Consider the following 15577-nt stretch of genomic DNA (forward strand, 5'->3'; position numbering starts at 1 on the left):
TCACCCCCGGCGGCTGCGGCTGATTCTCCGTTCCGGCTGGCGGCTGTGCTGCCTCTGACGGGCCTCGGCCGGTTTGTTGCTATGGTATCCAGACAATATCAAACGGAGCTCGCACAGGCAGGCTTCGAGACCTGCGGATCCCTTCCGCTCCTGCTTCTTGTCCTGCAGCAGCAGTTTCGTACGATATACCGTCATCGGAGATCCGTCATGTGCCGAGGTGACGCACTCCTCCACAGAAACTGCCCATTGATCCCTGGGATAGTTAAGAGTTAGGTATGCATTCTTCCCGTTCCAGATTAGTCTGCCTGCTTCTTCAGCAGGACGGATCAGACTGATCAGCCGTTCCTCCACCTGGCCTGGAGCCGTGCCAAACTCGAATCGGTCCTGCAGGAGAAGCTGAGCCTGCCCTTCTCCCTGCTTCCACTCCAGGCGACGATGGTATCGCTGCAGGTCTGCCTCGACCGGATACGCGGAGGTCAGGTCCAGCTCCATGACAGCCTCGTTCCTCTGGATGGATACTTCGACGACCCGGGCTGCAGCCGTATGGCCGCTTCGCTGTGCAACGCCGTTAATCAATGGCACGGAATGCCCTTCCGAAGAGATCTGAAGAATAGCATCCCGTCCATCTGCAAAATAGTCCTTCGAGTATTCCCCGGCGCCCAGATCTACCAGCAGATTTTCCCCGCCGCCATGCAGGATAAAATGTCCCAAATCATTATGGTTGTGAAACTCGCCATTATGGCCGCCCTTGGCGGCAAACGCCAGTACAGGCATTATCGGCTGGTCCCTCTCAGCGTACCGGCAGACCAGCCAGGACAGGTCAGCGAGATAATCCGCCTTATGCGGCTCGCCGCCATTGGAAGACGGGCGGCTCCACAGCAGATTGCGCAGAAGATGTGCCCAGCGGCGGCACGGATCTTGCCTGTAGCGGGGAAGATCCAGCGGGACTGATGTGAGTCTGTCATCCAGCTCCGCCAGCCGGCTCAGCAGCCCCGAAGGTACAATTTCGTGATCCGAGCTGTCGGAATAGTTAACGTAAGTTCCTCGGGAGAGATGGATATGGTCCGGGAAGAGAGCGATGGTCCGGACCTTGGCCGTGTCCAGAAGATCTATGCGCCCGGAACTGAACGTATGCAGCAGATCTGCAAAATATACAAAATAGCCAAATCCGTACACCCAATAACCCAGCCCTTCCGAACAGCCTCCGTCCTCGGCATAGCCTTGCAGGAAAGAGGTCATCACTTCAGCCATTCGGGCGGCTGACTTGCTGCGCATCTTGTTCCCGTCCATCAGGAGCAGGGCCGCTATGCCACAGCCGGACCCGCATACCGCAGCCCAGTTATGACAGGCCGTCAGCCAGCCAAAGGAATCCCCACGCTCAAAGACAGGTGTCAGCACGCGCCGCTGAACTTCCTCCCGGATCCGGTCAGCCAGCACCGGATTTAGGGCATCTCCCAGCAGCAAAACAACCTCGGCTAGCATTCCCGCTGTTTCTGAAGCAAACAGATCCACCTCTTCCCAAGCGGGTCTGACCTGCTTATCCTGTGGAAGATGGGCAGGCAAACACCAGGTATATTCCCCGCAGATTTCCCACAGCATGTCTTCCAGCACAGCGATCCGTTCGAAGGCCGGGTCAACGACCGCCTGCAGGACGGAGGCACACAGCCTTCCCCGCCGTTCAAAATAAACCTGTTCATATTCGAGGCGGCCGCCGCTCTCCGCATATTGGCGGAACAAGCCAAAAGACAGAACGGGCAGCGGTTCACTGCCAGCTGCAGCCGCTATCTCTTCCAGCTCATTCCATAGCGTACTGAACACGGGGTTTTTATGGGTCTTTCTGAGCCGGGACCTCCAACTTGCACCTAATTCCTCTTTCGCCTTTTCAAAGAATGAGCCGCTTAATAATCCATCCGTCCACTGCCCGTTCACCGCTTCCATATCCAACCTCCCTAATCCGCCGTTTTCGAACGTGACATCCTCATTTCAGTTTCATCCATCCCATGATTGAGTTCATTGTAATCAATTCCGCAAGTGGATGTAAGGGGTTTCATTATAGAATAAAATAAAAAAACGCCATGCCTTATTCAGGCATAACGTTCTTATGTGAGCTTCGTAATGGAAGCCATTAGCTGGTTTTTTGGTGAAGCTCAATGAGATCCTGCTGATTCCGCAGCGAGAGATGAAAATGAATGCTGGCCATCAGTTGGAGATCATTGCTTTTCTTCGCTTCCTGGATTCGTTTCTTCTTCTCCTGCTCGGAACTGCGCAGAAAGTCAGTCATCCACAGCGAGCCTCTTGTACCGTAATCCATATGAACTCCTCCTTTGGTTGAACGCATTGCGGTTCATTGCTGTAGGAGCATACACTCTTCCTAACATCAGCGGGACAAGTTGTCTCTGCTCCTTGCTGATATATTCTATTATATACCATTCTCGTTAATAGATGCTTGGAATCAGCTTAAAATCAGGTTAAATTTTGCTTATATTTATGTTTTCCGGCGATATATGGTTAAACCGATTCCCCCAGCATGCCGCACGGGAGCGTAAAATGAAAGGAGGAGCCTTCATTTTCTTCGCTCTCCATACCGATGACACCGTCCATCAGCTCAACGAGCTTCTTGCAGATGGAGAGACCTAGGCCGGTCCCGCCATATTTCCGGTTCAAACCGTGATTCAGCTGGGAAAAGGATTGAAAGAGCTGTTCCTGCTTGTCCTTCGGAATGCCGATCCCTGTATCGCGCACACTCCATTTTAGAACGCAAGTCTCCTCCCTGCTTATTGCAAGCTGCTCCAACACCACCTGTACATGTCCGGCTTCGGTAAATTTGATCGCATTACTCACCAGATTGACCAGAATTTGACGGATTCTCGCTCCATCCGTGATGACCAGCTCAGGAATTTGCTCGTCGATCTGTGAAGTTAATGATATGCCTTTCTCTGCCGCCTTTGGTGCGAAAAGCTCCAGCACATGGGCCAGCACAGACCGGAGCTCGACTGGCTCCTGTGAGATTTCCATTTTGCCTGACTCGATCTTGCTGAAATCGAGCACTTCGTTCAGGATATGGAGCAGCGATTCACTACTGTCATTGATGACCGTGGCGTAAGCCCGCTGTTCCTCATCCAGCGGTGTATCCAGCAGCAGACTCAACATGCCGAGCATCCCGTTCATGGGGGTGCGCAGCTCATGGCTGAGTACAGCCAAAAATTCCGATTTGGCCCGATCCGCCCGCTCAGCTGATTCCTTGGCCCGCAGGATGGCTTTCTCATTCGTAATATCGTGAAAGACGATGACTGCACCCATCAATTTGTCTTGGTCATACAGCGGCGTAACCCGATAGGATACCAGGAAGCTTGAACCGTCTTTTCTCCAGAAAACAGCTTCCCGGTACTCATCTAGTACGTTCTGCTCCCATATAGCTGAAGAAACGGCATCCTGGGCTGTCAGAGGCTTGCTGCCAAGATACAGCTGATCAATCATATTCCAGTAAGGCTCACCAGCGAACTCTCCAACCTCGATACCCAGCATACGTGCACCCGCCGGATTAATGAACATCGCCTTTCCCTCTCCATTCATTCCGAAGATCCCTTCAGACACCGAATTAAGAATCAGGGTATGCTCATAGCTGAGCTGCTGGATCTGCTCAACATATTCTTTCTGATTCGTAACATCACTGGCGATACCGTATACGCCAACAATTTTGCCTTCCACTACAATCGGCAGATTTACCATACTCACCTGCACTTCATGTCCGCAGCGGTGAACCCATACGGATTCATGGGCTGATGCATGGCCTTCCAGAGCCTGCTCGAACCACTGCCGAGCATCTGCCCGCTGATCAGGATGCACAACGTCCAGCAGATCCCTGCCCGCCAGTTCCTCCTTGGAATGGCCTGTCAGCTGCTCCATGGCATGATTGGATGACTGAATATGCCCTTGCAAGTCCAGGGAGTATACACCCGCCGGATGATATTCAAACAAAGAACGGTACATCTGCTCACTTTTGCTGAGGCGAAGTTCCATCCGGCGGTAATCTGTTGTATCCTGAATCATTCCGATTAGATAAATCGGTTTTCCTTCCATATCACGCTGAATTTCCCACTGGCTAAGAATATCCCGGATTTCACCATCCGGCAGAATGATTCGGTATGCAATCTGGGACCGCTCGCCGGATTGCAATCCTCTGACTGCTTTCATAATCGCTTCATTAACCGCCTGCAGGTCATCCGGATGAACGTATTTCACGAACATACTCTCATCCGGATGGCTGGATTCAAGGGTATACCTGAAAATTCTGCGGGTCTCTTCCGAGAACAGCAGCTCACCCTTGACCAGGTCCCAGCTCCAGGAGCCTATATGGGCAATCCGCTGCGCCTCAGCCAATATATCCTCTGTATGCTTCCGCTCAGTCACATCGCGTCCCAGCGTTATGACTTTAGCCGGTTCGCCCTGATCGTTATAGACGATTTCTACCATGATCTCCAGCCATAGATAATGACCATCCTTATGCCGAACACGCCGCAGCATAGCCTTATCCCCAAGCTGGAGCTTCGCATCCGGCTCGTAGCTGTCCAGTTCCTCAGGATGATAATAGAGCTGCTGGTTGGTACCCACCATCTCTTCCGGTGTCCAGCCCAGCAGCTTCTTGATAGACGGGGATATGTAGATTATGGTCCCTTCCGGCGTTGTATAGGAGAAAATGTCGTTACGGTTCTCGGTCATCAGCTTGTACATTTCCCGGCTCTCCGATACTTGTTCCTGTGCTTGCTTCTTGTTCGTAATATCCGCGGCTTGAACGATCACATAGTTGGGCTCGCCGTTCTCCTCGTTCCGGATCAGGGAAAGATGCACCGACACCCAAATCGTATTCCCCTCACGATGAATATAACGCTTTTCATAAGTGATGTGCTGCTGAGCAGGTCCGTACAGTCTGGATCCCATCTCTTCTACATACTGAATTTCCTTATCTTCAGGATGTGTAAACTCCAGATAGGAGCGATTCAGCATTTCCGCTTCCGTGTAACCCAGCATATCGCAGAAGGCAGGGTTCATCTTAAGCCAAACACCCTGATCAGGAGAAGCAATGGCTATACCGATCGGAGCCAGTGTATAAATATGCTCATAAATCTTAGAAGAATCTTCCGAGTGGTGAAGCATGATCTTCCTCCTTCTTTTCTGCTGTTTCCGGCATGGGTATCTTAAGATCAATTTATCACGAATTCAGATTCAAGCCTATACAAAAAAACTGCCGGGAGCTCCTTGAAAAACAAAAAAGCACCGGCTGAAGACCGATGCTTCCATACTTTTCAGTTTCTATCATTTTCGCTGGTAAGGTTATACAAAAGCTGTCATGAACCTTCCCCAACTGTTCGCCGCACACCAGGTCCTCCCTGATATTCGCCCTCTTCCTGCTTAAGCTCCTCTTCCCTCAGACCATACCGGGCTAGGACGTCTGCCGCATTATCCTGAGGGGCGTATCCGATTTGTTCCTTCAGATAGCCAATATCATAGTAGTTATCTTCGTTGGCCGAAGTACCGTATAGACTGAGGAAGGCCGCGGAAGCATCTGCTTCAATACAGCATTCGGCCAGCTGCACCATATCGCGTCTGGAGATCCAGATATGGGCAGCCCGGTCTGAATGCGGACGGTCGTCTCCAGGAAAGTTCCCTATCCGTATATTGAAGGAGGAGACGCCATACTTGTCAGCGTACAGCCGCCCCAGCAGCTCGATGTAGCTTTTGCTCAGACCGTAGAAGCTGTCCGGACGATGATCCTCCGGTGTAATCTCCTCGCCGACCTTGTAGAAGCCGGTTGCATGGTTAGAGCTGGCGAAGATCACGCGGGAGACTCCGGCTTTGCGGGCACCCTCGTAGATATGATAAGCTCCCGTGACATTCACAGGCAGCACTTTGCCCAGAAAGTCCTCTTCATCCTTCGCCCAGCCGAAATGAAGCACGGTATCAATCCCGCGCAGCGCTTCCTCTACCGCCGTTCCATCGGTAACGTCCAGCTTGGTAACACCGCGCGCCGGATCGGCATGAATGTCGGTCGCTGTCACCTCATAACGGCCGCTTGCCTTCAAGCCTTCCGCCACACAGCTGCCAATTCGCCCTGCTGCGCCGGTCACAAGTATTTTTCGACTCATATCTAGCTCACCTCCGGTTCATTCTGCCTGCCGGCTCTACTCCTTCTGCCATACATCCTGATATTCCTCATGCCGCTTGAACTGCGCAAGCGCGAAGGAGCATTCCGGAACAATCTGCTTCTTGTCCTTGCGGGCCATCTCGACTACTGCCTTGACCAGCTCATCTCCGAGCTTCTGCCCACGTTTCTGTTCAGAAACATACGTATGATCGATCATAATCGTGTGATCATCAACCGGCTGGAAGCCGATTTCTGCCACTTCCTGTCCATCCTCAACCATCACCAGCCCCTGGCTGTTCTGCTGGATTTCTCTCATTTCATTCACGCTCCTTCGCAATGTAGGTAGACCTCTTTAATTCTTCCCCTTTGCAGGTACTGCCGAAACGTCGGGCCTGGGTGCCACCTGAAAAATGACTCAATCCTAAAATTTACTCTGGTGCTTTAGCAGAAGAAAGTGTATGATAGGTACCTGTCAGATATTTTTATTGCGCTGATCCAATTTCAATTTAACTTGTAAAAGGGGTTTATCATCCATGACCAGACATAAATTAGGCTTCTGGATTCTGACCGCCCTTGTTGTCGGCAACATGGTCGGTTCCGGGATCTTCATGCTGCCCCGCTCGTTGTCGGAGGCGGCAAGTCCTGCCGGGGTTATTCTCGCCTGGGCCGCTACGGGCCTGGGCGTTCTGATGCTAGCGCTTGTCTTTGGCAGCCTGGCGGTCCGCAAGCCGGAGCTGAGCGGCGGTCCGCAGATTTATGCGAAAGAACTGTTCCGCGAAGGCTCTCACGGCTCCCTGTTGGCCGGCTTTATGTCCACCTGGGGCTACTGGGTCGGCAATATTGCCGGTTTTGTAGCTGTGATTACAACCTTTGCCAGCTATCTGTCCACCTTCTTCCCGGTTCTCACCAGTGACAAGGTATGGCTGACAGCGGGAAGCTTTACGCTCAAAGCAGGAAACGCCCTGACGTTCCTCGTCTGCTCGATCCTGCTGTGGGGTACGCATGCGATCTGCCTCCGCGGTATGAACGGGGCCGGACGATTGAATTTCATCGCTACGGCGACCAAAGTGATCGGCTTTGCGCTCTTTATTATCATTGCCCTGTTTGCCTTTCAGCAGAGCAATATCGGACCGTTCCTGGCTCCGCGCACCAATGAGAGCGGCGAGACGCTCGGGCTGCTCTCCCAGGTCAATGCGGCTGCTATTGCCACACTGTGGGCCTTTATCGGCGTTGAATCCGCCATGGTCTTCGCCGCACGCGCCCGCCGCAAGCAGGATATCCGCAGTGCGACCATTGCCGGCCTGCTGATCTCGATCGTTCTGTATGTCGGGATCAGCATCCTGACCATGGGCCTGCTGACACAAGAGCAGCTGATGGCTTCCCAGAATCCGCTGGTAGACGGCATCTCTACGGTGCTGGGATCTGTCGGCGGCAAACTGCTTGCCGGCCTTGGGCTGATCAGCCTGCTCGGTTCCACCATCGGCTGGGTGCTCCTGAGCGCCGAGGTGCCGTTCCAGGCTGCCAAGCTGGGCGTGTTCCTGCCGTCTTTTGCCAAGGAGAACAGCAAGAGTATGCCGAAGGTATCGCTCTGGGTTTCTAACGCATTGGGCCAGCTGCTGCTGTTCTCTACCATCTCTGGCTCCATATCGGCGGCGTTTGACTTTATCATCACGATCGCTACGCTGGCCTATCTGGTTCCTTACCTGATCGCTTCGCTGTATCAGCTCAAGCTGGTCTGGACCGGCGAAACCTATACGCTGCAGAAGGAGCGTGTGACGGAGGGCATCATTGCAGCTCTGGCTGCGATTTACTCCCTCTGGGTGATTATTGCGGGGACCGCGAATCTTAACACCTTCCTGCTGGGTCTAGCGCTGATTGTGAGCGGGATTCTGTTCTATCCGCTGCTGCTGAAGTCCAGAAGAGGCTAGAAATCGAAAAGAGGTCTTTTCCATTGTCCGAGATGGAAAAGGCCTCTTTTCTTGCACTGCTGGAACGAATGATCACACCGTTACTGATCACACGGTTACCAGCTTTTTAGCTTTCAGTTCGTATACGGTCTGGCACAGATCAGATACGGTCGGTATACAATCTTTCAGATCATTAATAAAACCCGAGAACGTCCAAAAGACGATTCTCGGGTCTTGGTTTACGCTTCCATCCTCCGCTCAATCAGCAGCAGCAGCTTGCTTAGAAAATAAGTGAGGACCAGATAAATAAGTGCCGCCGTCAAATACGGCTCCCACACCTTGTAATACTGCCCTCGCATGGAGTTGGCATAATACATAATCTCCGGGGCAGCGACGACAGACACCAGCGATGAATCCTTGATCAAGACGATAAATTCATTGCCAAAAGCAGGGATCATCCGCTTCACAGCCTGAGGCAGAATGACATACCGCATCGCCTGCCAGTGGCTCATCCCCTGAGAATAGGCCGCCTCACGCTGTCCGTGATCGATGGATTGAATACCTGCCCGGTAAATCTCCGCCGTATAGGCCGCCGAATTCAGCGTCAGCGCAAGGATGGCCGCCACGATCACGTTTGTCTCACCGATCAGCATCGGCACCAGGCCAAAATGAACGAGCAGCACCTGCACGAGCAGCGGCGTTCCGCGGAAGAAGTTGATATACCCACTCATGGGAAGCCGCAGCCAGAGGCTGGACGCCATTTTGCCGAAACCGACGAACAATCCGAGAACAGCCCCCAGCAGAATGGAAGCGGCCGACACTCCGATGGTCAGCAGCGTTCCTTTGAGAAATAAAGGCAGATAACCGGCAATAATATCAAAGTTAAAATCCATAGCCTATTCCTTCGCGTTCTTCAGATTCGCCAGATCCGGTTCCTTGCCGAACCATTTGCTGTAAATCTTCGCATATTCGCCATTATCAATCACTTTCTGGATCGCCGGGTCCAGCTTCGCTTTTAGCTCGCTGCCCTTTGGCAGCAGGATCGAGTAATACTCCGACGCAAAATTGCCAGGGTCCGCCACGGTCTCCATATCCTTGCCCGGATTATTTTTCACATATTCATTCACGATGGCCACATCAGCTACCACAGCATCTACACCTCCGCTCTCCAGCTCCATAATGGCTATTGGATTGCTGTCAAATTTCTTCAGGTTGGCGCTGTTATCACCCATAATTCCAGTCATGATCGTATCTGCAGTAGTCGCATTCTGGACCGCTACTTTCTTATCCTTTAGATCCATGGCGCTGGTAATCCCGCTTCCCTTCTTCACAAGAATCATGTTAGTGGATTCAAAATACGGCCGGGAAAAATCATACGTCTGCTTGCGTTCTTCCGTCACCGATACCGAAGAAATCCCCGCCTGATATTCCTTGCCCTGTTTAACGCTCTCCAGCATGGTATCCCAGCCGGTATTCTTAACATCATAATCTAAGCCGGCTTCTGCCATAACCGCTGCAATAAAATCAATGTCGAATCCCGTCAACTTGTCTTTGTCCATATACTCCATGGGGGCATAGGAGGCATCGGTTGCGAACATCACTTGGTCCCCGCCTCCGGAGGAACTCTCTCCCGCAGCTGTCGAGCTGCTCTGTTTCTGTCCGCATCCAGCCACTAACACAATCATTAATGTAATAATAAATAACATAATTTTGTTTTTCATCGACTAACCCCCTCATTTTTGAATGAATTTACAGAAATATTATCAGTAAACGGAGTAGATAACAATGGATTTTTTGTATTTATGTAAGTTTAGTTTACATTGTATAGTGTTTGAGAAAAATAAAAAACACAGCCGTCATTAAGATGACAGCTGTGCCCATTGCCGCTTGACTTATAGCTTCTATCACTCCAATTGAAGACTTATGTCTCGTTGGGGGTCGTTGAACAAATAAATTCCGGGATTAATTTCCCACTCTTTGTCCGACGCAATATTCGGATATCGTTCCACTGTATCCCCTATAGGATTGGGTCCTCTCTCATGGTATTCAGGATAAATCTGCTCTTTCGTTCCCTTCAGACGCAATGTGGTCTGACTAATCCGTATAAAGCCAGGTGTATCCGAATGAGACTCTACCATAAGATCATCCCCATCCATGTAATAAGTGTATTCAATTTCATATCCATCTTCTGTACGAATGGTGGTCGACTGCTTCTTAGCTCCAGGACTCACCAATGGAGTCCAGTTCCGCGTAATATCCCGCTTGTTAACAACAGCCTCTTTCAGTTCAAGCTTCATCGGCTCCCCGGACCAGTCCCGATACCACTCCGGCGATTCAAATTGAAACAGCTGTCCTGTCACTTCATTGCGACTGTTAGTACTGCTAATCTGAGAACCTGTGATCGTTCGGCTGCCCATCTGCAGCGCAACGCTTTTGTACCGGACATCTTCCCAGACTCCTGGGGTATTCGATTGTTCGGCCCCCCCTTCTTTTTCCTCAGCCGATACCGTGATGTTTAGTGGGGAAATGACCAAATCTTTGAGATATAAGCCTGTCTTCTGAGTCAAATCCTGAGAATTTCCTTCTGCGATCTTTTTGCGGGTCAGAGCTTCACCAGCTTTTTTGCCATCTGCCTTGTAAGTAAAAGCCCATGTTCCCTCGTACTTTTTCTGCTCCTTCAAGTAGGTCAATTGTGCAGATGCCGTTCGAAGCGTTTCAGGCTCAGCCTGGTAGACGTCCTCCATCACCAGTCTCCCTTTCTCTGGCTTAAGGACACTCCGATGCAGCGTGCTCAACTTTGTCCCATGCTCTGTCAGTTCCACATGAGGATCCAGGTTCGCGGCCTCATTGACAGGTACACGAGTGCCTATGCTGTAACGGATAGCGGTTTGTTCCCCGCTGCGGGTAACCGATTCGACCCGAATATCTTGATACTCAGGTACATTCAATGCTATCTTCGCTCCTTCTTCAGCACCCCAATGGACCGGTATTTTTGTATATTGATAAAAGATTAAATTGCTTGCTGTCAGGTCATACATTTTTTCCTTTAATTCAAGTGTATTCTCTGTAGTATACATCCCCAGCAGCACATGATTGTTTTTATCTTTTGTCAGACTTCCATAGATTTGAGATGAATTGCCACCATGCTCTTGCAGCTTGGTGTCTTCAATTACCGCAGCGTCAAAGTCTGCCATCCCAGGTACCTCCAGTGACACGAGAATCTTCATCATGTCCTGGTCCGTGACGATTCCCTTCAAACTCATCGTTACACCTTCCGACGTTCGCTGCATATTATACTGCTGGCCTTCCCCCATCTCTAACGCCCTGGAGACAGCCTTCCCCCCGAATAACTGATCCCAATTCAGATGCAGACCGGCATAGGCCGGGATACCGATCACGAGACAGCAAACGGCGATCGCTGCGGCAGATATCCACTTTCTCCTGTAGTGGACTGCTCGACGATCCACTGGATATGCATCCCGTTTCTCATCCATCCCTACGCGTCCGGAGTATTCCCGACTTACTTTCTCTATTCTTCGCCTACTTGTTTCCTGTTGAATGTTCGTCCACATCGCCTCATAATCAGGTTGAGATTTGGGCGTACTTGTTAACCGTTTTATTATTTGTTTTTCGTCGCAGACAGCCATTTCCAATCCCCCTCCGGCTCTATTTCATCTCTAGATTCATTAAACATACGGCGCAGGATTCTTAATCCGCGATTCACTCTCGACTTAACTGTTCCCTCTGCAATCCCCAGCACTTCTGCTGTTTCCGCTATACTTAGATCACCGGAGTAACGCAGTAGAATGGCCGAACGAATCGGAACTGACAGCTGTCCCAACAACCGCTCCAATTCCCCTTTTGTTTCAGCGTTCTCCCAGTTTTCTTCTACCTGTGCCTGACGTTTCGTCAGAGATAAGAGATAAACCAGCTTTTCTTTATGGTGGCCTTTGCGCCTGCGCTGGAGTATCGTCATGCACTCATTGCTCGCGATACGCAGCAGCCATGGCTTTAACTCCCTGATCTGAGAGCGATCGGCGAGCATGGCTTTGACAAAAACCTCTTGGCAAATGTCCTCTGCATCCGCCTCACTGTGCATCATATACCTGCAGAATCGGTATACGTGCTCGCGGTACGTTTCAAATAGTTCCCGGTCATTCATGCCTGTTTCACCTCTCTTTCTTTCATTCACCTATACGACCAATAACCCACTGAAATGGTTCCATCTGAATTATCACTTCGACAATCCTTTTCATATTTCCACCTTGACCTTCTGAAGATGTGCCGCTATAATACGAAATCAAGCACCAATATCAGGCAATGACCAAAGACATGATTTCCTTCACGGGCTGTACAGAGAGAGAAGTTCAAGCTGCAAGCTTCTCCAGCAACCGGATGCGGAATTACCCCTTTGCAGCCGCGGCGCTGAACTGTCGGTCTCCATACCGACACAGTAAACGCTGCCGATTCGTCCCCGTTACCGGATGACAATGAGGATCTGTGACAGATACGGCTTTGTGCCCGTACAGTACAGATCAAATCAGGGTGGAACCACGAGCTGAACGCACTCGTCCCTTCGAGGATGATGTGTGTTTTTTTGCGTTCAATACATTAATTTTTAACGTAAAAAGGAGGCTTATCAGCATGGCGGTTAAGATGAACATCCGTATTATTTTACCGAATGGAGCGGTACGAGAGGTGGCTTCCGGCACCACCATTGCAGACATCGCCCGTTTGATCAGTGCCAGTCTGGGGAAAAGTGCAATCGCTGGGAAAATGAACGGTCGAGCTGTAGACTTGAACAGCCAGGTCCATGAGGATAGTCAGATTGAGATCATTACGTTGGAAAGCCCGGAAGGGCTGGAGATTTACCGTCACAGTACAGCTCATCTCATGGCTCAGGCCGTGAAGCGGATCTATGGTTCCACAGCCGTGAAGCTTGGAATCGGGCCTGTCATTGAAGACGGATTCTACTACGACATGGATATGAAACAGCCTCTGTCTGTGGAGGATCTGGCAGCTATTGAACAGGAGATGGAACGGATTGTCCTTGAGAACCTCCCCATTACACGCAGAGTAGTCAGCCGCGACGAGGCTCTCACCATCTTCTCTGATCCGGAAAATCCTTTGAAGCTGGAGTTGATCCGCGACCTTCCGCTGGAGGCAGAGATCAGTATATACGAGCAGGGGGAATTCCTGGACCTGTGCCGTGGGCCCCATCTTCCATCAACAGGACTGATCAAAGCCTTTAAGCTTCAAAATGTAGCCGGTGCCTACTGGCGCGGGGATTCCGAGAGACAGGTACTGCAGCGGATATATGGAACTTCTTTTCCACGTAAAAAGCAGTTAGATGAGCATCTCGAACTGCTTGAGGAAGCCAGGAAACGGGATCATCGCAAACTGGGAAAAGAGCTAAACCTGTTCATGTTCTCGGAAGAAGCGCCGGGCATGCCCTTTTACCTGCCCAACGGCATGACGCTGCGTACACAGCTGGAGCAATTCTCCCGGGAGCTGCAGCTGAAGCATGATTATTCGGAGGTACGAACTCCTTTTATGATGAACAACCGCCTGTGGGAGCAATCCGGCCATTGGGATCATTATAAGGACAACATGTATTTTTCCGAGGTGGATGATTCGACATTTGCCCTGAAACCGATGAACTGCCCAGGCCATATGCTGATGTACCGAAATGAACTTCACTCCTACCGGGACCTCCCCATCCGTATGATGGAATTCGGTCAAGTGCACCGCCACGAACTGTCAGGGGCATTGAACGGCATGATGCGGGTGCGGACCTTCTGTCAGGATGATGCCCACCTGTTTGTCCGCCCCGATCAGATCGAGGAGGAGATCAGCCAAGCGATGGCTTTAATTGATCGGATCTATCAGGTGTTCGGCTTTGAATACAGTATAGAACTCTCGACGCGCCCGGAGGATTCGATGGGATCTGAGGCACTGTGGGAGGAAGCGGAGCAAGCGTTGAAGAATGTCCTCGACCGCCGCGGTATCGCCTACCGGCTGAACGAGGGTGACGGTGCCTTCTATGGCCCTAAGATAGACTTCCATATCCTCGATGCCCTCAAACGAAGCTGGCAGTGCGGTACCATTCAATTGGACTTCCAGATGCCAGAGAAGTTTGATCTGAACTACGTGGATGAGAATAACCATAAGCAGCGACCGGTTGTTATTCACCGTGCTATCTACGGTTCCATTGACCGTTTCATCGGCATTATTACCGAACACTATGCAGGTGCCTTCCCGCTCTGGCTGTCCCCGGTGCAGGTTAAGCTCTTGCCGGTGTCAGAGCATTATGTGGATTATGCTCTCCAGGTAAAGCAGCAGCTGCAGGCCGCAGGAATCCGGGTGGCGATGGATGCCCGCAATGAGAAGCTTGGTTATAGAATCCGTGAAGCTCAGCTGGAGAAGGCACCCTATATGTTCGTGCTCGGGGAGAATGAGAAGAACGATCGGTCTGTCTCTGTGCGTGAACGGGGAGAAGGAGATGTGGGCAGACAAGGATTGGAGGAAGTGATTTCTTCTATTCTAGAAAGAATCAAGGCCAAAGCTTAAACCGTTCTACATTGAATAAAAGAAACAGCCCGCCCCGCCTAAAAGCGTGGTTGCTGGCTGTTTCATTAATATAAGCAAAAAAAGAAGAGATGGTGATATACCATCTCTTCTTCATTCATTTATCGGGATGACACGATTTGAACATGCGACCCCCTGGTCCCAAACCAGGTGCTCTACCAAGCTGAGCTACATCCCGTTATCAATGCCGGTGAAGGGACTCGAACCCCCACGGTTTCCCTCACGATTTTGAGTCGCGCGCGTCTGCCAATTCCGCCACACCGGCTTATATTAGAAATGATAATGGCGTGCCCTGAGAGATTCGAACTCCCGGCCTTTTGATTCGTAGTCAAACGCTCTATCCAGCTGAGCTAAGGGCACAAAATAAAAGTGAAGGCGCCACCCAGATTTGAACTGGGGATCAAGCTTTTGCAGAGCTATGCCTTACCACTTGGCTATGGCGCCAAAAATATATATAAAGCGGACGACGGGAATCGAACCCGCGACCCTCGCCTTGGCAAGGCGATGCTCTACCGCTGAGCCACGTCCGCGAAATATAGGATGCGGTCGAGAGGACTCGAACCTCCACGGGGGGTTAGCCCACACGGACCTGAACCGTGCGCGTCTGCCAATTCCGCCACGACCGCATAATATAATGGTGAGCCATGAAGGACTCGAACCTTCGACACCCTGATTAAAAGTCAGGTGCTCTACCAACTGAGCTAATGGCTCTTACAAGATGAAATCTGATTATAATCAGGTCCATCATTCAAGCTTATCTCACTTTTGAAGTGAAATGGCTGGGGATATAGGATTCGAACCTATGCATGACGGAGTCAAAGTCCGTTGCCTTACCGCTTGGCTAATCCCCAACATAAAGGGCGATCGATGGGACTTGAACCCACGAGTGCCGGAGCCACAATCCGGTGCGTTAACCCCTTCGCCACGACCGCCATATTTA

At 51.1% G+C, this 15577-nt stretch carries 11 protein-coding genes and 9 tRNA genes; 2 read left to right on the plus strand and 18 right to left on the minus strand.

The window, feature by feature from the left end; translation table 11 throughout:
• From Q5741_RS10550 to Q5741_RS10570, 5 genes are all read right to left on the minus strand, one after another.
• On the minus strand, nucleotides 1-1938 hold the full coding sequence (locus tag Q5741_RS10550) for a heparinase II/III domain-containing protein (RefSeq protein WP_305024043.1): 1938 nt from the start codon (nucleotides 1936-1938) through the stop codon (nucleotides 1-3).
• A 187-nt stretch (nucleotides 1939-2125) separates the two neighbouring features.
• Complete coding sequence (locus Q5741_RS10555; RefSeq protein WP_305024044.1) at nucleotides 2126-2311, minus strand: hypothetical protein; 186 nt, start codon at nucleotides 2309-2311, stop codon at nucleotides 2126-2128.
• A 197-nt stretch (nucleotides 2312-2508) separates the two neighbouring features.
• A complete protein-coding gene (locus Q5741_RS10560; RefSeq protein ID WP_305024045.1) occupies nucleotides 2509-5154 on the minus strand; it encodes a PAS domain S-box protein in 2646 nt (881 codons plus the stop codon).
• A 191-nt stretch (nucleotides 5155-5345) separates the two neighbouring features.
• On the minus strand, nucleotides 5346-6143 hold the full coding sequence (locus tag Q5741_RS10565) for an NAD-dependent epimerase/dehydratase family protein (RefSeq protein WP_305024046.1): 798 nt from the start codon (nucleotides 6141-6143) through the stop codon (nucleotides 5346-5348).
• 36 nt (nucleotides 6144-6179) lie between these two features.
• A complete protein-coding gene (locus tag Q5741_RS10570) occupies nucleotides 6180-6458 on the minus strand; it encodes a GNAT family N-acetyltransferase (protein WP_305024047.1) in 279 nt (92 codons plus the stop codon).
• A gap of 217 nt (nucleotides 6459-6675) precedes the next feature.
• Here Q5741_RS10570 and Q5741_RS10575 point away from each other — a divergent pair, with 217 nt between their 5' ends.
• Nucleotides 6676-8070: an amino acid permease gene (locus tag Q5741_RS10575; protein ID WP_305024048.1), complete on the plus strand. Its 1395-nt coding sequence runs from the start codon at nucleotides 6676-6678 to the stop codon at nucleotides 8068-8070.
• Nucleotides 8071-8288: 218 nt separating this feature from the next.
• On the opposite strand, the gene Q5741_RS10580 is transcribed toward Q5741_RS10575, so the two are convergent.
• The 4 genes from Q5741_RS10580 to Q5741_RS10595 form a co-directional block, all read right to left on the minus strand.
• Entirely contained in the window at nucleotides 8289-8942 is a 654-nt protein-coding gene (locus tag Q5741_RS10580) for an amino acid ABC transporter permease (RefSeq protein ID WP_305024049.1), read from the minus strand.
• Between the two features lie 3 nt (nucleotides 8943-8945).
• Nucleotides 8946-9770 (minus strand): basic amino acid ABC transporter substrate-binding protein, encoded by an 825-nt coding sequence (locus Q5741_RS10585; RefSeq protein WP_305024050.1) that lies wholly within the window; start codon nucleotides 9768-9770, stop codon nucleotides 8946-8948.
• 183 nt (nucleotides 9771-9953) lie between these two features.
• The gene (locus tag Q5741_RS10590; RefSeq protein WP_305024051.1) at nucleotides 9954-11516 is read right to left on the minus strand and encodes a DUF4179 domain-containing protein; all 1563 of its coding nucleotides are present in this window, start codon (nucleotides 11514-11516) and stop codon (nucleotides 9954-9956) included.
• Nucleotides 11517-11668: 152 nt separating this feature from the next.
• Entirely contained in the window at nucleotides 11669-12211 is a 543-nt protein-coding gene (locus tag Q5741_RS10595; protein WP_305024052.1) for an RNA polymerase sigma factor, read from the minus strand.
• 494 nt (nucleotides 12212-12705) lie between these two features.
• Here Q5741_RS10595 and thrS point away from each other — a divergent pair, with 494 nt between their 5' ends.
• The gene (gene thrS / locus Q5741_RS10600) at nucleotides 12706-14619 is read left to right on the plus strand and encodes a threonine--tRNA ligase (RefSeq protein WP_305024075.1); all 1914 of its coding nucleotides are present in this window, start codon (nucleotides 12706-12708) and stop codon (nucleotides 14617-14619) included.
• A 122-nt stretch (nucleotides 14620-14741) separates the two neighbouring features.
• On the opposite strand, the gene Q5741_RS10605 is transcribed toward thrS, so the two are convergent.
• The 9 genes from Q5741_RS10605 to Q5741_RS10645 form a co-directional block, all read right to left on the minus strand.
• Nucleotides 14742-14815: transfer RNA gene (locus Q5741_RS10605), tRNA-Pro, on the minus strand.
• 7 nt (nucleotides 14816-14822) lie between these two features.
• A tRNA-Leu gene (locus tag Q5741_RS10610) sits at nucleotides 14823-14902 on the minus strand.
• Nucleotides 14903-14920: 18 nt separating this feature from the next.
• Nucleotides 14921-14997 (minus strand) — tRNA-Arg (locus tag Q5741_RS10615).
• A gap of 13 nt (nucleotides 14998-15010) precedes the next feature.
• Nucleotides 15011-15081: transfer RNA gene (locus tag Q5741_RS10620), tRNA-Cys, on the minus strand.
• Nucleotides 15082-15095: 14 nt separating this feature from the next.
• Nucleotides 15096-15167, minus strand: a tRNA-Gly gene (locus Q5741_RS10625).
• An 11-nt stretch (nucleotides 15168-15178) separates the two neighbouring features.
• A tRNA-Leu gene (locus tag Q5741_RS10630) sits at nucleotides 15179-15263 on the minus strand.
• 9 nt (nucleotides 15264-15272) lie between these two features.
• Nucleotides 15273-15348: transfer RNA gene (locus Q5741_RS10635), tRNA-Lys, on the minus strand.
• 65 nt (nucleotides 15349-15413) lie between these two features.
• Nucleotides 15414-15488, minus strand: a tRNA-Gln gene (locus Q5741_RS10640).
• Nucleotides 15489-15496: 8 nt separating this feature from the next.
• A tRNA-His gene (locus Q5741_RS10645) sits at nucleotides 15497-15569 on the minus strand.
• Nucleotides 15570-15577: the final 8 nt, after the last annotated feature.

The sequence above is a fragment of the Paenibacillus lacisoli genome, from assembly GCF_030580655.1.
GTDB classification, from domain to species: Bacteria; Bacillota; Bacilli; order Paenibacillales; family Paenibacillaceae; genus Paenibacillus; species Paenibacillus lacisoli.